Origin of the sequence: Advenella sp. (assembly GCF_052108595.1) — a bacterium.
Lineage (GTDB): Bacteria > Pseudomonadota > Gammaproteobacteria > Burkholderiales > Burkholderiaceae_B > Advenella.
This window is the reverse complement of record NZ_JBQEAU010000014.1, coordinates 13232-34234: the sequence shown is the minus strand read 5'-3', so window position 1 is coordinate 34234 and position 21003 is coordinate 13232. Positions and strand designations below refer to the sequence as shown.

General features: G+C 52.9%; 19 protein-coding genes and 1 tRNA gene. 8 read left to right on the top strand and 12 right to left on the bottom strand.

What is annotated here, in order from left to right; translation table 11 throughout:
- Window positions 1-5: 5 nt before the first annotated feature.
- The 5 genes from ACTIKR_RS04315 to scpB form a co-directional block, all read right to left on the bottom strand.
- Complete coding sequence (locus ACTIKR_RS04315; RefSeq protein ID WP_193088606.1) at window positions 6-173, bottom strand: hypothetical protein; 168 nt, start codon at window positions 171-173, stop codon at window positions 6-8.
- Window positions 157-1641, bottom strand: a complete 1485-nt coding sequence (gene nusA / locus ACTIKR_RS04310; protein WP_193088607.1) for a transcription termination factor NusA — start codon at window positions 1639-1641, stop codon at window positions 157-159. The genes ACTIKR_RS04315 and nusA overlap by 17 nt, the downstream gene beginning before the upstream one ends.
- Window positions 1638-2126 carry a ribosome maturation factor RimP gene (gene rimP / locus ACTIKR_RS04305; RefSeq protein WP_193088608.1) on the bottom strand — a complete coding sequence of 163 codons (489 nt, stop codon included), beginning with the start codon at window positions 2124-2126 and terminating at the stop codon, window positions 1638-1640. The genes nusA and rimP overlap by 4 nt, the downstream gene beginning before the upstream one ends.
- A 505-nt stretch (window positions 2127-2631) precedes the next feature.
- The gene (rluB, locus tag ACTIKR_RS04300) at window positions 2632-4287 is read right to left on the bottom strand and encodes a 23S rRNA pseudouridine(2605) synthase RluB (protein ID WP_226816857.1); all 1656 of its coding nucleotides are present in this window, start codon (window positions 4285-4287) and stop codon (window positions 2632-2634) included.
- A 21-nt stretch (window positions 4288-4308) separates the two neighbouring features.
- Entirely contained in the window at window positions 4309-5424 is a 1116-nt protein-coding gene (scpB, locus tag ACTIKR_RS04295) for an SMC-Scp complex subunit ScpB (protein ID WP_193088609.1), read from the bottom strand.
- 70 nt (window positions 5425-5494) lie between these two features.
- Here scpB and ACTIKR_RS04290 point away from each other — a divergent pair.
- A tRNA-Met gene (locus tag ACTIKR_RS04290) sits at window positions 5495-5571 on the top strand.
- Window positions 5572-6058: 487 nt separating this feature from the next.
- Here the strand turns inward: ACTIKR_RS04290 and ACTIKR_RS04285 are convergent.
- Window positions 6059-6538, bottom strand: coding sequence for an Lrp/AsnC family transcriptional regulator (locus ACTIKR_RS04285; protein ID WP_193088610.1), 480 nt, complete (start codon window positions 6536-6538; stop codon window positions 6059-6061).
- Window positions 6539-6658: 120 nt separating this feature from the next.
- Between ACTIKR_RS04285 and mdeB the strand changes: the two genes are divergently transcribed.
- The 3 genes from mdeB (at window position 6659) to queD (ending at window position 10710) form a co-directional block, all read left to right on the top strand.
- Entirely contained in the window at window positions 6659-9367 is a 2709-nt protein-coding gene (gene mdeB / locus ACTIKR_RS04280; protein WP_193088611.1) for an alpha-ketoglutarate dehydrogenase, read from the top strand.
- A 261-nt stretch (window positions 9368-9628) separates the two neighbouring features.
- Window positions 9629-10261, top strand: coding sequence for a 7-carboxy-7-deazaguanine synthase (gene queE / locus ACTIKR_RS04275; protein ID WP_193088612.1), 633 nt, complete (start codon window positions 9629-9631; stop codon window positions 10259-10261).
- Window positions 10258-10710: a 6-carboxytetrahydropterin synthase QueD gene (gene queD, locus ACTIKR_RS04270; protein WP_193088613.1), complete on the top strand. Its 453-nt coding sequence runs from the start codon at window positions 10258-10260 to the stop codon at window positions 10708-10710. Before queE ends, queD begins: the two co-directional genes overlap by 4 nt.
- Before the next feature lie 122 nt (window positions 10711-10832).
- Here queD and ACTIKR_RS04265 read toward each other — a convergent pair whose 3' ends face one another.
- Window positions 10833-12359, bottom strand: coding sequence for an MFS transporter (locus ACTIKR_RS04265; protein WP_193088614.1), 1527 nt, complete (start codon window positions 12357-12359; stop codon window positions 10833-10835).
- Between the two features lie 192 nt (window positions 12360-12551).
- On the opposite strand from ACTIKR_RS04265, the gene ACTIKR_RS04260 reads away from it, so the two are divergent.
- Entirely contained in the window at window positions 12552-13121 is a 570-nt protein-coding gene (locus tag ACTIKR_RS04260; protein WP_193088615.1) for a TetR/AcrR family transcriptional regulator, read from the top strand.
- A gap of 93 nt (window positions 13122-13214) precedes the next feature.
- On the opposite strand, the gene ACTIKR_RS04255 is transcribed toward ACTIKR_RS04260, so the two are convergent.
- On the bottom strand, window positions 13215-13538 hold the full coding sequence (locus ACTIKR_RS04255) for a hypothetical protein (protein ID WP_193088616.1): 324 nt from the start codon (window positions 13536-13538) through the stop codon (window positions 13215-13217).
- A 724-nt stretch (window positions 13539-14262) separates the two neighbouring features.
- Window positions 14263-15315: a YadA-like family protein gene (locus ACTIKR_RS04250; RefSeq protein ID WP_193088618.1), complete on the bottom strand. Its 1053-nt coding sequence runs from the start codon at window positions 15313-15315 to the stop codon at window positions 14263-14265.
- 421 nt (window positions 15316-15736) lie between these two features.
- Between ACTIKR_RS04250 and ACTIKR_RS04245 the strand changes: the two genes are divergently transcribed.
- The gene (locus ACTIKR_RS04245; protein ID WP_226816859.1) at window positions 15737-16477 is read left to right on the top strand and encodes a haloacid dehalogenase type II; all 741 of its coding nucleotides are present in this window, start codon (window positions 15737-15739) and stop codon (window positions 16475-16477) included.
- 403 nt (window positions 16478-16880) lie between these two features.
- Window positions 16881-17090: a CsbD family protein gene (locus ACTIKR_RS04240; RefSeq protein WP_193088619.1), complete on the top strand. Its 210-nt coding sequence runs from the start codon at window positions 16881-16883 to the stop codon at window positions 17088-17090.
- Window positions 17091-17599: 509 nt separating this feature from the next.
- Here the strand turns inward: ACTIKR_RS04240 and ACTIKR_RS04235 are convergent.
- Window positions 17600-18676 (bottom strand): CobW family GTP-binding protein, encoded by a 1077-nt coding sequence (locus ACTIKR_RS04235; protein WP_193088620.1) that lies wholly within the window; start codon window positions 18674-18676, stop codon window positions 17600-17602.
- Window positions 18677-18743: 67 nt separating this feature from the next.
- Between ACTIKR_RS04235 and ACTIKR_RS04230 the strand changes: the two genes are divergently transcribed.
- Window positions 18744-19904: a GNAT family N-acetyltransferase gene (locus ACTIKR_RS04230; protein WP_193088700.1), complete on the top strand. Its 1161-nt coding sequence runs from the start codon at window positions 18744-18746 to the stop codon at window positions 19902-19904.
- 155 nt (window positions 19905-20059) lie between these two features.
- On the opposite strand, the gene phaR is transcribed toward ACTIKR_RS04230, so the two are convergent.
- Both phaR and ACTIKR_RS04220 read right to left on the bottom strand, forming a co-directional pair.
- Window positions 20060-20641, bottom strand: a complete 582-nt coding sequence (gene phaR / locus ACTIKR_RS04225; protein ID WP_193088621.1) for a polyhydroxyalkanoate synthesis repressor PhaR — start codon at window positions 20639-20641, stop codon at window positions 20060-20062.
- A gap of 45 nt (window positions 20642-20686) precedes the next feature.
- Window positions 20687-21003, bottom strand: a 317-nt coding sequence (locus tag ACTIKR_RS04220) for an SDR family oxidoreductase (RefSeq protein ID WP_442327218.1), incomplete at its 5' end; no start/stop codon positions are given.

The following is a 21003-nucleotide window of genomic DNA, read 5'->3' as shown; positions in this document are numbered from 1 at the left end:
TTCCCTTACAACGTTTCAATAACTGGCTGATGGCCACTGAGCAAAGTGTGAACTTCGTTATTCAGGGCTGGATCGACAAAGCCGCTGGCGTAGTGTGCATCGCCTGCACGGTGGCCAACCATGCCACGATACACACTCAACAGTGCTACTGCGCAATCACTTCTCTTCGTCATCAAACCAGTGCGCCCGGGCGCGCATGATAATTTCGCTGGCCTGTTCTTCTGTCATACCCGTGATTTCAGCCAGTTCGTCGGTCGCAAGTTCGGCCAGATCATCAAGCGTTGCCACGCCGGCGTCACCTAAAGTGGTAACCAGTTCCGGGGTCATGCCCTCAAGATCCAACAAATCCTGCGCTGTTTCAACCCGCTCTTCCTGGGCAATGGCCTCGGTCAGCAGGGCAGTACGTGCGCGATTGCGCAATTCGTTGACGGTTTCTTCATCAAAGCCATCAATTTCCAGCAATTCCTGGATAGGGACATAAGCCACCTCTTCCAGTCCGGTAAAGCCTTCATCAATTAGAATGTCAGCCACCTGTTCATCAACATCCAGGCGCTCCATAAACATGGCGCGCTGGCCTGTGCGCTCTTCCTGCTGGCGGTTCTGATTTTCTTCCGGCGTCATGATATTGATCTGCCAGCCGGTCAGATCAGAAGCCAGACGCACGTTCTGACCACGCGAACCAATCGCTTTGGGCAGATTTTCGGCGTCGACAACAACATCCATGGCATGCTTGTCTTCGTCCACAACAATGGATTCGACAGCGGCCGGCGCCAATGCGCCAATCACGAACTCGGCCGGTTCGTCGGCCCACAATACGATATCGACCTGCTCTCCGCCCAGCTCGTTACGTACGGCGGTAACGCGCGAACCGCGCATGCCGACGCATGTACCGATGGGGTCAATACGCTTGTCATAGGCCACAACTGCAATTTTAGCGCGAAGTCCGGGGTCACGGGCCGCCGCCTTGATTTCAAGCAAACCCTGCTCGATTTCGGGAACTTCGTTCTCAAACAGTTCACGGATAAATTCGGGTGCGGTGCGGGACAGCAGGACCTGCTGCCCTCTCGCCGTACGGTCAACCTTGGCTACCCAGGCGCGAACCCGGTCACCGACGCGCAGATTCTCTTTGGGGATCATTTCGGAACGAGGCAGACGCGCTTCAATCTTGCCCGTTTCAATAATAGCGTCACCTTTGTCAAGCCGCTTGATGGTACCGGAAATAATGGTCTCGCCACGATCCAGAAAATCGTTCAGCACCTGTTCTCTTTCCGCATCACGAATTTTCTGGATAATTGCCTGTTTGGCAGCCTGGGCTCCGATACGACCGAACTCGATTGGCTCGAGCGGCTCTTCAAGATATTCACCCTCCTGGACACCAGGCTGGATTTCCTGCGCTTCAGACAACAATTCCTGACGGTCCGGCTCCTGCAGGCCCGCATCATCGGGCACCACAAGCCAGCGTCGGTAACCCTCATGCGAGCCATTTGAACGATCAATAACGACACGAATATCGGCGTCGTCCTTGAAGCGCTTTTTCATCGCAGAGGCAAGCGCATTTTCAAGCGCACCAAATACGACCTCACGCGATACGTTTTTTTCACGTGCCAATGCATCTACAAGCAGAAGAATTTCGCGACTCATCGCTTCTTACCCTTGAAATCAAGAACCGGATCCAGCTTTGCTTTTTCGATATCGTCGAAAGCAAATTCAATTGTCTGTGTCTCGTTCTTTTTAATGTCAAATTCCAGACAGAATGTCTCTGTTGGCGCACCATCTGAACTATCTTTATGCCGCAGAATGCCGGTAAATACCTTGCGATTGTCCTGCGGTTCCCGTAATTTTACTTCCACACGCGCCTGCTGCGCGGCAAACCGGTCAAAATCGCGGCGTGTGCGCAACGGTCGGTCCACACCAGGGGAGCCCACTTCAAGCCGTTTATATTCGATGTTTTCCACCTCGAATACGCGCGAAAGCTGCCGCGACACCTGTTCGCAGTCTTCGATCGTAATTCCGCCCTCGCGGTCGATCGTGACCCGCAACAGCCCCAGTGCAGCCCGCTCGACGTCAACGAGTTCAACACCAAGGCCGGCGATTGCCTGTTCGGTAAGTGTGTATAAATCAGTCATACAATAAAAAATGGGCCTTTTCCAGCCCATTGTTGATTACAGTTATGCGCGCAAAAAAAACCGCAGATGCAGCAATTTGCAGATGCAGCCATTTTTTGGCAGCCTACCCGACATTTCCACCTGGCCAGACCCATAAAAGCCGCTTGCCTGCAAAAATAAGGTATACATAGCTGTTTCTGGTTATTGTTTTGGTACCGGGCGCGCCACAGAAAACCTTGCCGTTGCCGCCCCTTCGGTGTTGCATCTGGCCAAAGACCGTGCAAATCTACCTTGCGGCTAAACCACTGCACACACTGTGCAAAACACGCCATTTATGATGCCCTAAAGACAACCCTTAAAAGGCAACTATAAGACAAAAAAAGCACAAAACATTAACCAAGCAATTAGTTAATCAGAAATTATAACAGAATAATCAATACTTTACTATTTATTCGGCATAACATCAATTTGGCCCGCGACAGGTGCTCACAACAACTAACCATACCGCAGACCATGCCGCATCCGCCTATCGTCCGTTACGATTGCGACCAATAAACCCCAGTTGAGATTCATGCGCAGATGGACCAGAGGGCTGCCATTCGTCACGACTACGCGACGACGTCTGGCGGGTATTGGAACGCCCACTGGCGTTGCCGCCACGCCCACCGCCTTTTCCATTACGGGGCTGCTCGTTCTTGTCGGCGGTTCTCGCGCGACCTTCGCCACGCCCTTCAGCCGGCCCGCCCTGACGACGATTATTGTACAACCCGGTACCGGCACGACCCGGACGGGGTGCCCCAGCGCCAGGCGCTGCGGCACCGGCGCGACCATTGCCATTGTTGCGCCCATGAGCCGGACGTGCGCCCGGCGCATGGGATCGCGTCTTGACCGGCGTCTCAAAGCCCGGAGGCATGGCGTTATCATGGGAAATAGGCTGGCGGGGCCGACGGTGGTCTGAGCTATCTTCCTCTTTGACCAATCCGGTTTGAATCATCAGCGCACTGACCAGCGCCGGATCCAATTCTTCCCAGCGACCGCGCTTCAGATTGCGAGGCAGCACGATGTCGCCGAAACGGGTGCGGATCAACCGGCTGACCGTAACGCCCACCGCCTCGAACATGCGCCGCACTTCGCGATTACGTCCTTCCTGCAAAGTGACCCGAAACCAGCGGTTACTTCCTTCGCCGCCAATAAATTCCATACTGGTAAAGGAGGCAGCCCCATCTTCCAGCACAATCCCGGTAACCAGGCTTTCACGCTGAGCGTCCGTCATCTCTCCCAGCACACGCACCGCGTACTCTCGTTCGTTGCCAAACCGTGGATGCATAAACCGGTGCGCCAGATCGCCCGAGGTGGTAAATATCAGCAAGCCTTCGGTATTCAAATCCAGCCTGCCCACAGAAATCCATTTGCCGGTGCGCATTTTGGGCAAACGCGAAAATACAGACGCGCGACCTTCGGGATCGTCATGACTGACAATTTCCCCGGCAGGTTTGTGATACAAGATAACGCGCGGCGGACGCTTGGCATTGGGCCGCATCACCAACTGACCATTAACACGAACCTGATCCTGTGACCCGACTCGCTGACCAATGTGAGCAGGCTCGCCATTGACCGACACGCGGCCGGCGATAATCAGCTCTTCCATATCCCGACGCGAACCGACGCCCGCATCCGCCAGCACTTTGTGCAGCTTGGGATTGACAGCGTCGCTGTTGAGAATTTTATTCAGCTTCTGCTCAAGACGCGCTGTGCCATCAAGATAGGCCAGTGCCTGATCAGCATCCTGTTCATCCTGGGCTGCGGTAAACGGGCTACTGGCCTGTTCCTTACGATCCGGGCGGGCCTGCGGCGTGCGTCCCTTGCCACCGGGAGCCCTCGCACCCGGCGCACGACGCGGGCGCGGCTGCGCTTTCTTCGCTGGCGCAGCGTTCACTTCGGCTACCACCTCAGGCTGTTCCGCCTTTTCCTGTACCGCATCGGCGCGACGGCGACGAAACGGCGTGCGCAACTTGCGCCCCTTGCCCTTCTGACGCGCCTCGGCCTCGGGCGCAGCACCCGTTTGATCGACTCCCTTAACGGTGATTACTCTGGCGACAGAATCATTGTCGTATTCGTTTGAACGGCTTGAACGCGTTTCATTTGAATTATTTTCCGCATCAACGTGATCCGAACTATTCATTATGTTGGTAACTCCAAAAAACTATGTTTTATTCTTTAAATCGTCGTTTTGATTATCACTCGCCTCCCGATCTGATGAAATTTCATCAGCAGGATCAACGCTATGATCGTCTGGCTGTTCATTTTGCGATGTCGAATCTGGACTAAACCCAGCCGGCATCTCTTGGGCGGCTGATGCTGTCTCGTCTGCAGCAGCCATCTCTTCGGTCACATCGCCGTGGGCAACGCGCTCTTGAGTCTCTCCGGTATTCTGCGCTTGCGCGCCGGCAGCAGGAACCAACCCGTCTGCACCAATCTTGATCTCATCTGATACTTCGCTGATTTCATCCGGCCTTGCATCGGCCAATTCCGCTACATCACTGGGCGATTCCGCTTCCACATCCGACAACCGATCCGCTGACTCGTCGGACAAAGCCTGGTCATCAGCATTCTCGCTATCAGAATCGGCCAACGCCGCCTCAGACGAGGCTAAATCAACCTGCGTCGAGCCGGCCGCATCGGGCGTTGACTCGTCAGGTGCAGACTCATCGGAAATCATCTCTGATTCTACCTGCTCTTGTGCAGGTTGTTCCGAGGCCGTGATACTCATATCCAGCCCGGATAAATCCGGCATGCCAGCTTCGCCACTCTCCAGCACAGGCAGGTCATCAAGCGCTTTGAGCCCAAGATCATCGAGGAACTGCTTTGTCGTGCCCAGTAACGCCGGACGCCCGGGGGCATCACGATGTCCTAACACGTCTATCCAGCCGCGCTCTTCTAACGTTTTGATGATTTGTGATGAAACCGTGACCCCGCGAATATCTTCTATGTCTCCGCGAGTGACAGGCTGACGCCAGGCAATAATTGCCAAAGTCTCCATGACTGCCCGTGAATATTTGGGCGGCTTTTCTGGATTCAGGCGTTCTAAATACTTTTGCATCTCGGGCCGACTCTGAAAACGCCAGCCACTTGCCAATTCTAATAATTCTAAACCTTTATCTGCCCATTCGTCTTGCAATACCTGCAACTGTTGCTTAATTACATCATTGTCAATTTCGTCCAAATCAGTAAATAACTTGCGCAAACCCCCTATTTTCATAGGTTCGTCGGCGCACAGCAAGGCGGTTTCTAGGATTTTTCGAGATAAATTCTGGTCCATGACATGTCGCTTTGTATTATCAGACTTGCATCATAACTCAAAATGGGCTAATATTCTTTTCTTACACAGACGCGGGGTGGAGCAGTCTGGCAGCTCGTCGGGCTCATAACCCGAAGGTCGTAGGTTCAAATCCTGCCCCCGCAACCAGTTTTAAAAAACGGCCCAAGTGCATATTAAAAAGCATTTGGGCCGTTTTCATTTTTTTGCCCGGCTTTTTTTAAGCTCACCGAGCTCAAAGTATATCGCGCCCAAGAGCCCCCAAGATACCGTACCGTATAGGTTCCGCGGCAAATGCGTTCTCCGTAACTTCGGCATTCAGACGGATCAATAATTCATTAAACATCAGTTTTGCATCAGAGATCCGCACGATTGCCGTGCCTCCCAATGTCTGTCCACGCATCATTAACTGTTTTTTCAAGCTCGATATTCTTAAGTCTGCTTGCCAGACCTTGGGCTATTTCCAGGCGATGCAATCGTCTGCCGAGTAGTTTGATGACCGAAATGGACATTGAGGCCCAGGCGATGTAGACGCAGCAGCCGCAGAAAAACATCTGGAACAGGATATCAATAAGCAGGCACGAGCTTCCAAAAAAAGCCACATTGGATTAAAAACTTGAGTAAGTTTGCAACAACATCATTCAATACGCCCCGCTGCCGGTAACGGAAGTGCTGTTTTGTAGCGTACCTGCTTGAGCGCAAAACTAGATCTTATTTTTTCTATTTCTGGCATCGGCGACAACTGTTCTATGATGAAATGCTCCAGCGACTCAATATCCGGCACGGCCACCCGAATCAGATAATCGGCGTCGCCGGACATCAGATAGCACTCCATGACCTCGTCCCGCGAACAAATCCGCGACTCGAACGCCTGCAGCGACGTGCGATCCTGGCGTTTCAAACTGACCGAGATAAAAACGCTTAAATGCAAGCCCAGCTTCTGCGCATCCAGCAATGCGACATATTGCCGGATGATCCCCGCCGAATGCAGGGCCTTGACGCGCGCCAGGCACGGGGATGGCGACAGATGCACCCGCTTTGCCAGCGCCACGTTTGAAAGATTGCTATCGCTCTGAAGTTCTTTCAGTATTTTCAGGTCAATATCATCAAAGCTCATTATGCCGCCATAAGTTAATTTAAAAACATTTAATGCCGAATATGCCGCAATATTACAGCATAATCAGTTAAATATATTGTCTTCTATAAATTATAATGTAGCTATAACGGAGACAATACGATGAACGATTCCAACCTTGCATATAATCCCCGGCACTTGAGCTCAGGCACAGACGAAGACCCACTTGAAACCCAGGAATGGTGCGACGCACTTGCGTCAGTGACCGCCGCCTCGGGTCCTGGTCGAGCAAAGCATCTGCTCAATGTCCTGCTCGAGGCGAGCCGAAACCTGAACATTCCATGGCAGCCTGCTATCGGAACGCCCTATATCAATACGATCCAGGCAAGTGACCAGGATCCATTCCCCGGCAATCTGGAAATCGAAGAGAAACTGGCGTCCATTATGCGTTGGAATGCGCTGGCCATGGTGGTGCGCGCAAATGGCCAGTTTGCCGATCTGGGCGGCCATATTGCCAGTTACGCGAGCGCCGCTGATTTGTTTGAAATCGGCTTTAACCACTTCTTTCGTGCTTCCCAAAGTGGCCAGGCCAGTGATCTTGTCTTTTATCAGCCTCACTCATCGCCCGGTGTGTACGCGCGCGCTTTCCTGGAAGGCCGGCTGGATGAGCGCAATCTTTTGCACTATCGCCAGGAAATAAAAGCAAAACGCGCAGGCGTCATGGGCCTGTCCAGTTACCCTCATCCATGGCTGATGTCCGATTTCTGGCAATTTCCCACGGGTTCAATGGGTATTGGTCCGATCAGCTCGATATACCATGCCCGGTTTATGCGTTATCTGCAACACAGAGGCTTGCAAAACTGTGATGGCCGTACTGTATGGGGCGTATTCGGTGATGGAGAAATGGATGAACCTGAAAGCATGAGCGCCCTCACCCTGGCCGCCAGAGAGCGTTTGGACAATCTTGTCTGGGTCGTCAATTGCAATCTGCAAAGACTGGACGGCCCGGTAAGAGGCAACGGAAGGATTATCGACGAGCTGGAAATGCTGTTTAAAGGCGCCGGCTGGCACGTCATCAAACTGGTGTGGGGCTCAGACTGGGACCCACTGCTGGCGCGCGACGACGAAAAGGCTTTGCAAAAAATCTTTGCAGAAACGGTAGACGGACAATTTCAGACCTTTGCCGCCAAGGATGGACGTTACAACCGTGAGCATTTTTTTGGGCAGAACGCAGAACTGAAAAAACTGGCGGACGCGCTCAGTGACGAACAAATTGACATGCTCAAACGCGGTGGCCATGATTTGGTGAAAATCCATGCAGCATATAAATCGGCCGTCAATCACCCAGGGCAGCCTACCGTCATTCTGGCCCAAACGAAAAAAGGGTTTGGAATGGGTGATACCGGTCAGGGGAAAATGACCACGCATCAGCAGAAAAAATTAACGAAAGACGCGCTTCTGGCCTTTCGGGATCGCTTCCGCTTGCCCTTGACAGACACCCAGACCGAAAATCTTGAATTCTACAAACCTGACAGTACTTCCGCGGAGATGCAATATTTGCAGGAACGTCGAAAAATGTTGGGTGGCAGCATGATGAAGCGCAGCAAAACGGCCGTGCCGCTACCTGTGCCTGCCATTGAAAACTATGGACAATTTGCCATTGAAGCCAACGACAAGGTAATGTCGTCCACCATGGCATTTGTGCGGATGCTTGGCGGCTTAATGAAGGATGCGAAATTAGGCAAGCATGTGGTTCCCATCGTGGCAGATGAAGCACGTACGTTTGGCATGGCCAATCTGTTCAAACAGGTAGGGATTTACGCCAGTGCTGGCCAGCAGTATGAACCCGAAGATATCGATTCAATCCTCAGCTACCGCGAAGCAAAGGACGGACAGATTCTCGAAGAAGGAATCAGTGAAGCTGGGGCAATCAGCTCGTGGGTCGCAGCAGCGACCAGTTATTCGGTGCATGGCATACCCATGCTTCCCTTTTATATTTTCTACTCCATGTTCGGATTCCAACGGATAGGAGATTTGATCTGGGCTGCTGCAGACCAGCGGGCAAGAGGCTTTCTGCTTGGGGCCACGGCGGGACGAACCACGCTTGGCGGCGAAGGCCTGCAACACCAGGACGGCAGCAGCCAGCTTATCGCATCGACCATACCGAATTGCCGGGCGTATGATCCTGCCTTCGCTTTTGAAGTTGCCGTCATTCTTGACCATGGCATGCACGAGATGCTCGATGAGCAGAAAGATGTTTTCTATTACATGTCCCTGATGAATGAAAACTATGCGCAACCTACCCTGCCGGACGGCGTGGAAAGCGGCATTATCAAAGGCATGTACCGGTTTTCAGAACAGAACGTCGGTAAACCTCGCGCAACAGTGACGCTGCTGGGTTCGGGAGCCATTTTGCCTGAAGTGCTGGCAGCAGCACAGCTGCTGGCCCAGGACTGGAATATCAAAAGTGAAATATGGAGTGTTACCAGCTTTACGGAACTGGCACGAGAAGCAAGGCAGGCAGAACGATGGACCCGCTTGCATCCAGACCAGCCAGCGCGGACGAGCTACGTGGCCGGCTGCATAAGCGGTGATAATCCGGCGATTGCTGCCACGGACTATGTTCGGGCGCTACCACAGCTTATTGCGTCGTATATAAATTGCCCATACATCGTGCTTGGTACGGATGGCTTCGGCCGCAGCGACACGCGAGCCAGACTTCGGGAATTTTTTGAGGTCGACAAATATTCCATAGCGGTCGCAGCGCTCGGTGCACTTGCACGACAAGGAAAAATAAGCAGAACACTATGCGCTGAGGCGCTGACACGCTATGAAATCAGCGTTACCGACATGGCCCCATGGGACTGTTAAGTGATTTAATCTACAGCGGAGTAAATTTCGTGGTTCAGGCGGATCATGGCCATGAAACCTGTGTTCAAAAACGGGAACACGACATTTCTCCCATACACCATGGCAGTCGTGAACCCTGCGCTTGCGTAGAAAACATGTATCCGTCACAGCATTTTTCACATCTCTCCAATACTCGGAAATTTACGAAATTCGAGCCTATACTCCTGCCGGATTGCCCCCAATTGGCTAGAATGTGGCATTAGTTCCATATTGGCCCAACACATGACATACGCCGTAAAAGAAATTTTCAAAACACTGCAAGGCGAAGGGGCGCAAGCGGGCCGTGCGGCTGTCTTCTGCCGATTCGCCGGGTGCAATTTATGGTCTGGTCGCGAGATCGACCGTGCCTCGGCGGCCTGTACGTTTTGCGACACCGATTTTGTTGGAACAAACGGCGTTGGTGGTGGTAAATTTGCCACGGCGGTTGATCTGGCCGCAACACTGGCCAAAACCTGGGGACCTGACGGGGCTTCACGTTATGTTGTGTTTACCGGCGGCGAACCGCTGCTGCAACTGGATACCGCCCTGATCGACGCCGTTCATGCCGAAGGCTTCGAGATCGCCATAGAAACCAACGGCACTCTTGCCGCACCGGCGGGAATCGATTGGATCTGTGTGAGCCCGAAGGGGAACAACGAGCTGGTTCAAACGCAAGGCGATGAACTTAAACTTGTCTTTCTTCAATCCAATGCCCCGCCCGAGCGGTTTGAAGCATTGGCTTTTTCACATTTTTTCCTGCAGCCCATGGACGGGCCGAATCGCCTGGCCGCCACCGAACATGCAGTGCAGTACTGCATGGATCATCCCAAATGGCGTCTGAGCGTGCAAACTCATAAATACATAGGCATCCCATGATTACTGTGACTCGTGCCCTGCACTTTGATGCTGGCCACCGCATACCCGATCACAAAAGCCAGTGCCGCAACATGCATGGCCACCGCTACACGCTTGAAATCACGCTCTCTGGCCCCGTTTCAATGGTTGATGGCGCCCCCGACCGCGGCATGGTGTTGGATTTTTCCGATGTCAAAGCCATCGCCAAGGAGCTAATCGTCGACGTCTGGGATCATGCCTTCCTGGTCTATAGCGGTGATACGGTCGTACGCAAGTTTCTGGACTCGATGGCCGATCATAAGACCGTTGTGCTGGATCGAATTCCGACTGCCGAAAATCTGGTCCAGATCGCATTCGATACCTTGGCCGCTGCTTATCTGGCGCAGTACGGGGACCGGCTCAAGCTGACGCACGCCAGACTATACGAAACCCCCAACTGCTGGGCCGACTGTTATGGCTCCGAAGCTTAAGGCACCAGTGACAAACAGGTAAGCTGGCATATATACATCCGACGCCCCCTGCCGCAGCATCCACTGTTCGCCTCACCTTTTGTGCAAGCGCATACTATACAATGCTGCGCTTGCACCGACTGTTAATGACTTGTATTAAAACCAGAGCCCGCCCTTTCGGCAGACCGCAAATTCACCAAATAAATGATGCCGGCGGTTACAAACAGCATAGCAGTCACTCCCATTATCACCCCGATAAAGGCGTAGTCAAACGAAGCAAAGGCGATTGACAGTAGCTGTTCGGCCTGTTCAGGCGGCAGTTGCTCTGCAACCAGATGCGCCTGATCCAGGCTGTCGCGCGCAATACCCGGTAGCAAAAAATCGGTGGGCAGTACCAATTTCATCGTATAAATCACAGACATGATACTGCCGAAAATAGTCACGCCCATCGCACCACCCAGTTCATAGGCCACTTCTTCTATTGAAGCGGCCATTCCTGCCCGGCTAGCGGGAGCGTTATTGATAATGGCCGTGGACGCACCGGTAATGGCCGCACCCGCGCCAAAACCAAAGACCGCCAGAGCCACTGACCACCACAGTATGGCGCCATCGAACATGAACAGATACCAAAGCGAGCCGACACCCGAGACCAGCAGTGAAAGCCATAGCAGACGAGCCGTGCCCAGCTTTGGCTGCAACGATCCCATCAGCGGTCCGGCAAAAAAAGCGGCAAGTGGAATCGGCAGAATAAGCAAACCGGCCTGCAATGGCGAGTAACCGCTAACCAGTTGCAACCGCTGGCTAAAGACAAGTTCGAATCCAATAAGGGTCGCCGACATAACAGATGCAGCGATAACACCAAGCAGAAACTGTTTATTGCGAAACAAGCCAAAATCAATCAAGGGTGCCGCGCTGTGCTTTTGCCGACGTAAAAAAATGATCAAAGCGCCAGCGCCCAGCCCAAGCGCGATGACAAATGCAATCCAATCAACTTGCGGTTTTCCCAGCTCCTTGATCGTATAGGTCAGGAAAATCAAGGCAACCATGATTTGCCCGGAACTGATCAGGTCCCATTCTCGCGTTTTGTTACCCGGCCGCTTTTCCAGAACGCGTGCACCCACCAAAAAGGCGATCAGGACCACCGGCACGTTGATCAGAAAGACCGAACCCCACCAGAAAAACTCCAGCAAAATACCGCCGACCACCGGCCCGAACGCAGCGCCTCCAGACGCGACGGCCGCCCAGATGCCAATGGCAAAGGCTCGTTCCTTATCATCCTCAAAGGTCAGACGAATAATGGACAATGTTGCCGGCATCATCATGGCAGCGCCCACGGCAAGCAATACACGGCTGCCGATCAGCACTTCGGAGCTGGGCGCGAAAGCAGCAACCACCGATGCCATGCCGAACACCAGCAAACCGTTAAGAAAAAGTTGCTTGTGTCCCAGGCGGTCACCCAACGTACCCAGACCAGGCAGTAGACCGGCAACCACCAATGGATAGGCATTGATGATCCACAGCTTCTGTGAAGCACTGGCCTGCAGGTCATGCGTCAAACGCGGCAATGCGGTGTAAAGCACGGTCAGGTCAATGACAATAAGAAACAGAGCGCTGGAGACGATAGCCAGTATCAGCCATCGGTTACGTGAATGTTTGACGGTTGCAGTCATGATAAAAAATCCGTTCGCACCGACAGCCATGAGTAAAGGCTGGGCGTGTTGCGAGTCACATACCGGATAGCGTCAACGTAGGCGTGCGATCCTGATCGATATGTTTGCTCTGTATGGAATCAAATTATTCCTTGTGGGAATTAAGGGATGTACTATAATATAAATCCATACGTATGGAAAGTAATTATTGATATGAAACAAAACAAACCACAGACCGCGGGCAGGCCGCGGTCAATTGATCGTGAAAAGCTGCTGGAGATAGCAGAGAAAATTGTCGCACAACATGGTGTTGCCGGTTTGACGATGGACGCGCTGGCCAGGGCCGCGAACGTTACCAAAGGCGGCGTGCAGTATTGCTTCGGTAATAAAGAGGGCCTGATCAAGGCGATGATCATGCGCTGGAGCGATCATTTCGACGCCGAGGTTGCGCAGGCGGCAGGTGGCAAAACTGACGCGCTCGCGCATGTACGCGCCCACATAAAGGTTACCCGCGAGGCCGATGTACAGGATGAGTCGCGTTTTGCCGCCATGCTTGCCGGGCTGATTCCAAACTCCGACCAGTTGGCCGAGACTCGCGCCTGGTACGCGAGACAATTGCAAGGACTGGATTTTTCTACAGCACAAGGACGCAATGCGCGACTGGCCTTTATCGCCAACGAAGGCGCCTTCCTGCTTCGCAGTTTCAACTTCTTTGATTTATCGCCACAGCAATGGCAGGCGGTATTTGGAGATATCGAACGCCTGCTTGAACGACCTGATTGATGGGCTATGTCCTGTTTAATCGTTTATTATGGGAACGAAAAAGCGTTGGTTTTTTTTGCGATAGAACGTCATTGACGCAACGCGCACGTTCATTCAGGAAAAAAGTTGCTCGACAAGCAACAATACCGCACAGGCGCCGACCAGAACCGGCATAAAAACAAATGGAAAACCATAACCCTCCCATAACTTGGGCACGCCATAGGGTTTGGAAGATGTGTCGTTTATCATGCCAATTTCCTTATATTGACCATTATCTGAATTCACTATTGTAGCCCAACCCATTTTTCCTGGGCTTGATGCCGGACAATATTCAAGGCCAATCAGGTGAATGGATTGTTCAAATACAGGGGGTTGCCGCCTCCCTTTGCACCAGACGCCTTTTTTCGAAAGCGCCTGTTCAACGACGGTGCCTGCCAAATAAAAAATAGGTCCTGTTGGAGGCTGCGCACTAAAACTGCCTGACCAATATAGGTGCTCACCTTTTCTTGCAGAAGTACACGAGTCAACGCGGCCGTTTTTTTTCTGGCAAATGCCATGGTTTATTATCGTGTCAGATCGGGCAGACGCGAGCACAATTGACTGGAAAAAGGCGCAAAAAAAGCCCGTCTTGTCAAACGGGCCTTATACAGCAGTGCCAGGCATTCGAAATTTAGCAGTTGCCTTTTTTGGCTTGTCCTGGGGGACAGAAACGGCCACCACCACCGCCCCGATAATGACCGCCCCCATCATAGCCATATGGATAAATACCGCCTGGATCTACTGAAACAGAGGGCCCCCGGGCCGTACAGCCAGTAAGGAAAACGACAGAAAGGCCAAAAAACGCAATCATTTTTTTCATTTTGGATTCCCGATGGATTAGATACGGTCATATTACCGACGAACCTGCAGCTATTGATATCATAACTGTAAATTTGATTTCACTTAGATACAATTGCCAATTTTAGGGTGAAAAAGCCACTATCGATCCGTTTTCATTATGAAAAAGCCCGCAACGATTGGGTTCATGTGCGTGAACTCCACCTGCGGGCAAGCGCCCTATCGTCAGCAGCGATGCCTTCCGGCGCACGCACCAGAATCACCACTCACGGGAAATCCCCTGCCAATAACGGACGACAGGAACCGTTGCATAGCCTTACCCTGACTACCAGGCCACATTAAAACCGGCAGCTGCGCCTATGCCACCAGCAGAGTCCCATGAGGTGTTCAGGCGGAGATTGCTGTTTTTTCCCGTTCTGAAGGTAACACCAGAGGCCAGTGCTACTTGATTCCTGTACGTTGCCATCGCCATTCCAAAAGAGGTGTTGGCATTCGCCGGTGGTGGCGTTAAGGTGGTCATTGCCATTGCGCCGGAAATACCCGCATTGGACCGTCGGCGGAATTTTTTTATTTGCGATTGCAATTGACCGACGCGCCGGTCCGTATATTGCCTGGACAGCTCAACGGCATTGTCCTGGGCCTGCTGGCTGCGAAGCTCTGTAAACGCGTTCGCCCTGGACAGGACTGCACGCCCTACTTTTTCGCTGTACAAATTGGCATTTTCCAGTGTGGCCTGGTTTTCTCGATCCGAGTACGATTTTGCCAGCGACAACAGCTTTGTATCGTGCTGCGCCCGCCCGGCTGCCACGATCTGCTCCACATGCTTTTTACCCTGAATAATGGTTTCGTTTTTTACTGCATCGCTATATGCGTTGGCGGCAGCAATGGCCTGATTCTTGGACAGATCGGAATAGGCCTTGGCTTGCGCCAACACCGGCGAGCCGGCCGGATCGATCATCCTGAGCAAATCATTTTTTACAGTATCGGTATAGGCTTGCGCCGCTTTTATTTGACGCATGGTGACGGCCTCGTCATCGCTTACACCATCGCGCAGTCCCGACAGTGTACGGGAACCAAAATTGACGTCGCCGGCACTATGCGATTGTGAACCCGCTCCTATGGCGATGCCACCATCTGAGGCAAAGGTTGTGGCAGGACCGATTATTTGAACTTTGGAACCAATTGCGATGCTATCTTTTCCGCGAGCGTTTGCGCCCCAACCGATGGCCACGGCGCCATCGCCAATGGCCTCGGCCTCGTGACCCAGCTGGGTGGAGCGCGATTCGCCCTGCTCTGCGCCCGCCTGCTGGCAAAATAGCAGCATGGAAGCAAGCGTGATTACGGTCACTTGCGGTAGAGTTCTCTTGAGTCTAAACATACAATCTTTCTCTCTCATTGAATCAATATATACGCCAGCGTGCCGATAACTGATCCGGCAATCGGATGCCGGATTCAGGTCTGGCAGCAGCAAAAATATTCTAGAGATTTGGAACAGATCAAAAAATCCGTAAATGCCGAAAGACGCGTACATTTACCCTGGAGAATCAGGATGTAATGATCACAATGACGTTGTCACATCACCGCCACAGAACCATGTCTCCCGCGGGCTCGGCTGTCAGTACGATCACACGCACGTTTGCCAAATCGGGAATCCGGTTGCCCGGCAGCGCTGCCGGTCATTAATTCAACGCCATCCGAAAGCAGGCCGCTTGCCTGTGCAATACATTGGTTATCATGTACACAAAACACTTTTTGCGCGGGAGCCTTCGCCCGCTCACCCCTCTAAAAGGAAATAAACTATGGCAGATGCAATGGAGCTTGATTTACGCGCACTGTTGTTCGATGTTTTTGGAACGGTCGTAGACTGGCGCAGCGGTGTCATCGGCGAAGTGACTGAGTTTGCACGCAGGCATGCACTGACAACCATTGACCCAGCGACTTTTGCCGACGTCTGGCGCAGTCATTATTCACCGTCAATGGAAGAGGTTCGCAGTGGCAGACGCCCCTTTACAAGGTTGGATGTGCTGCACAGGGAGAGTCTGGAGAAGACGCTGGCAACGTTTGACGTGCCCGTCGCCAGTTTGCCTGCGGATGCACTGGCCCAGCTTAATCTGGCTTGGCACCGGCTGGATCCGTGGCCCGACTCCGTGCCAGGGCTCACCCGGCTAAAAGGCCGTTATATTATTGCGCCGCTATCGAACGGCAATATTCGGCTGATGCTTGATATGGCCAAACGGGCCGGCCTGCCCTGGGACGCCATTCTTGGCGCAGAAACTGCCCAGGCATATAAGCCGGCACCGCAAGCCTATTTACGCACGGCAGAGATTCTGGATTTGCCGCCGGAACAAATTTGCATGGTCGCGGCGCACAACAATGATCTTGCCGCAGCACGCCTTTGCGGTATGCGCACGGCTTTCATTCCCCGTCCTACCGAGCACGGCCATCAGCAAACAAAAGACCTTGTGCCCGACCAGGATTGGGACGTCGTGGCGCGGGATATGCTTGACCTGGCGCAACAGTTCGGCTGCTCGCAGGAATGATCAGTCGCCATGCAAATAAATGAAACAGGCCGATGAGGCGTGCAATGAGACGTACTGATGAACCTTTGCAAATGAAACGCACAAATGAAACCCGGGCACGCACTCACGACATTATTGCGGATTCTTGTAACTATTTATATTCGGCCTTTATACACCTGCATTTGTGTCCCGCCTGGCAACACCGAAATCTGCAGCACGCCTTTGTATACCAGGGGTCTTCAGATTTCTGCATCAAACACAGTTGGAATAGCCACTTTTCCCGGATATATGCACTGCTATCGCGACCTTTTACCGCGCGTTACATCCATGACAGTTAGCATGCCATGGCGCATGCTACGCTAAAGACTCAAGTGATCAGAGTGCCAAACACTGATTTTCACATTAACTGAAACAGGAGCAAAGTATGAATAAAGATATTGCAGCCGGTAAATGGGAACAGGTCAAAGGCTCTGTGAAGCAGACATGGGGTGAGTTGACTGACGACGACGTCGCCCAGGTCAATGGCAGCGCCCAGAAACTGGCAGGCATCCTGCAGGAAAAGTATGGCCGCACCAAAGAGGAAGCAGAAAAGCAAGTGAGTGACTTCTGGTCTCGCCACAACAACGACCTTTGATCCGGCCTGCCCTGTTCGCTGATATACGCATCGCCCAGAAGCCATCGGCCTCAGTGGCCTGACGTGGTTGAGTTACTTGATGTTTAAATTACGTGACGTTGAGCGGCTTGGGCGTTCACAGGCTGCGTAGCAACCCACAGCAGCGAATAAACACGTTCAAGTAAGATACCGCATGCTTTGCCGCCGAGTAACTGGCGGTGTAAAGCGTGCGGTCATTTATTTTATAGCCCGTTTTATTGCTGGCCGATGCCCAAACCCATGGCGTGCTCTGCTGAAAAAAACATCGACAACATGCAGCCGCTTACTGTAGCGTTAAAATGCAACGATCAAGCCAAGCGATACAACAAAACAATGACGTGAAACAATAAAGCGAACCGGCCCAGTTGAAGCGATACATCAAAAGATCAATTAAAGCGAACACGCTCCGCACATGTGCGCTTGTCAGCAAATCGAAGCGAACAACTGCCTGAGCGAAATTATATAACGCACACTACGATCAAGCCTGGTGGTTATACCCGATAAAAATCCTCTGCCTGTGGCAATCCCGCGTGTTCCGAAGCGCCATCAAGAAACAGCACCATTGCAGTCCGGTCCTGCTCTTGCGCAGCCCGCAACCGCTGGGCGGGATATCGCTGTGCATGTACGATATTGAAAAGATACAGACCTGGATCGTCAACAAAGCGCAACAACGCCTTGGCCCTGATCAATGCTGCTCCCAGCCTGGCGAGCATCGCCTCCAGCGCCTGATTGAACACGCTGCGCCGCAGTGGTTGAGTAAACTCAAGCGTCACAATCCCTATGGCCGAATGCGACTGCACCGGTCGCAGCACTGACTGCGGCTTTTGTCGCTGAAGTCCCAGGTTTTGCGCCAGAGTCTGGTGGTCGGTATGGCTGACGCCGGCAAGCGAGCCTGTCAGGAAATTGGAAAACCCTGCGCCCTGCCTTGGCGATACCTGCAGTTTTGACAGCATATCTAGCGGATTTTCATTCGCAAAAAATTGCGGTAGGGTCATGGCCGGCGCATCAGTAACAGTTGATATATATTGCGCAACGCCAAGCGCCTGGTCACCTGCAATGCTATCTGTTCTGGACAGCAGGACCAGATCAGCCTGCACCAGTTGCCGGGACCATTCAACATAAGTGCTCTGTTTGTCGGCATTGACAACATCCACGATACAGATGCAGCCGTTGTAAAAGAAACGCTCCTTGAGAAAAAAATCACTATGCAATGTAAAACGCAATGCCGAGGGGTCTGCCAGACCGCTGGTCTCTACGATGATGCGATTGAAGCGGGGAATGGTTCGCGCCAGGGCATCGGTAAACAGACGCTGCAATGTCGCACTCATGGAGCCCTGCATCTGGCAGCACAGACACCCGCCTTCTAGTAGAATAGTGGAAGGCTGCACGAATGACCAGTTTGCCTGGTCAATCCCCAGTTGGCCGATTTCATTTACGATCACAACCGTATTGGCCATATCGGGTTGCTGTAACAGCTGGTTGATATAGCGGGTTTTTCCGCTACCCAGAAAGCCGGTAACAGCGGTAACGGCAACCCTGTGGTCGGAATCAAAAGCAGTCGTAGTCATACAAGGAGTCTGAAGTGGTGGTGGCAATAAACGGTGGTATGCAGTGTCATCTGAAGACGTAAACAACATGCAGGTGGAACTCCTGCACTCGCTGGCTGATCTGCCGGACTTTGACTGGCGTGCCTGGTCCAACGATAATCCGTTTATCTCTCCGGCATTTTTACGTGCCATGGAAAATACCGGCTGCGCCAGCGAGGACACCGGCTGGCAACCATGTCACCTGATTCTATACGATCAGCGTCGGCAGCCGGCCGGTTTCATGCCGATGTATCTGAAAACCCATTCCCAGGGCGAATTTGTCTTCGATATGGCCTGGGCCCGGGCTTTCAGCCAGTATGGCCTTGAGTACTATCCCAAACTACTGTGCGCGGCTCCGTTTTCACCGGTCACCGGCCCCCGCCTGATCGGACGCAACGCTCAGGCCAGGCGGGTGCTCGCCCAGGCGGCGATTGAGGTCGCCCGGCGCTTGAAAGTCTCGTCCATTCATGTACTGTTTCCCGAACAGGACGATCTGGCCGTGCTGCGCGAGTCCGGTTACATGGTACGAGAGAGTGTCCAGTTTCACTGGAACAATGCCGACTATGCCGATTTCGATGCCTTCCTTGCCAGTCTCACTTATGACAAACGCAAGAAAATTCGCCAGGAAGCACGCAAGGTGGCCCAGGCCGATATCACGTTTGAATATAAGCGCGGCAAACAGATTACCGCTGAAGATCTTTCGTTTTTCTTTTCCTGCTATTGCAATACTTATTACGAGCGTGGTCGCCAGCCCTATCTGTCAGAGGCATTCTTCAGCCAGTTGCTGCAGCATGCGCCGGACAGCCTGCTGCTTGTGATTGCGCAACGCCAGGGAGCCCCGGTTGCCTGCGCCATGAACATGATCGGCAACAATAAAATGTACGGTCGTTATTGGGGTGCGCACGAATATATACCCGGGCTGCATTTTGAAACCTGCTACATGCAGGGTATCCGCTATTGCATCGCCCACGGCATTGCCTTATTTGAGGGCGGGGCCCAGGGTGAGCATAAACTGTCGCGCGGGCTGCTGCCACAGGCGACCTATTCGGCACACTGGATCGCTCGACCCGAGTTTGCCGATGCCATACATCGCTTTCTGGATGAAGAAACAGTGCATGTTCAGGCCTATCTGGACGAGCTGCATGAGCATTCGCCATTCAGGAAACAGGACAGCACTCAAGTACGGCCTGCCCCACCGCTGCCCGAGTAGCTATCCGGTACCGGGGAAGGCTCGGCCCGCCTTGCCGGACCGTAGCCACAACGCATGCCAGGCAGCCATGTTCTGACACCCTGGCCTCTGGCTCGCATGGCACAAATAATGGCAGCTAGCCCCTGGGGTAGCCAGCGAGCTGCCCGCCCGCCTTCTTATTTGTCTTCTTTATCTTTGTCTTTGGCGTTGTCGTTGTCGGCCGGATTGAACGGAAAACCACCGAATATATTGCTGGTCTGGTTCTGCATCTGCTCCTGCATCTGCACGAACATGTTCTTGGATTGCTCAACGTAATTATTCATCATGTTGTTGAGCAGCGGCGCCTGAATATTCATGAATTGCGACCAGGCTTCGGCACCAAATTGCGGCGTGTAGACACCTTTTGACTGCTCGGCCAGTTTGTCCTGAATATCTACAAAGGCCTGCATGTTCTTTTCAAGATAGGAACCCATGACACCCTGCATGGCGTGTCCGTAGAAACGGATGATATGCGCCAGCATGGTGGAACTGAACATGGGCACGCCGCCAGATTCCGCTTCAAGGATAATCTGTAGCAAGATGCTACGCGTGAGCTCTTCGCCCGATTTGGCATCCAGCACCTGAAAACGGACATTGTCCAACACCAACTGTCTCACATCCTGCAACGTAATATAGGTGCTGGTCTGCGTATCGTAGAGCCGACGATTGGGATATTTTTTGATTGTGCGGACGGCGTCCGTGTCAGTTGCTTTTGCCATTACCTGTTTAACCTTTAAATAACTGTCTTTGTCCGGTTGAAGGACTTAACCCATATGCAGGCCACCATTGACCGAGAAGTCGGCGCCGGTGGAAAAGCCGGATTCGTCTGAAGCCAGCCATGACACAATCGAGGCAATTTCTTCGGGCGTGCCCAGACGACGAACCGGAATGGTGCCGACGATTTGCTCGAGCACCTCGGGACGGATTGCGCGTACCATGTCGGTTCCGATATAACCCGGGGAAACCGTGTTGACGGTGACCCCGCGACTGGCCACTTCCTGCGCCAGGGCCATGGTAAAGCCATGAATACCTGCTTTGGCCGTGGAATAGTTGGTCTGGCCAAACTGTCCTTTCTGTCCGT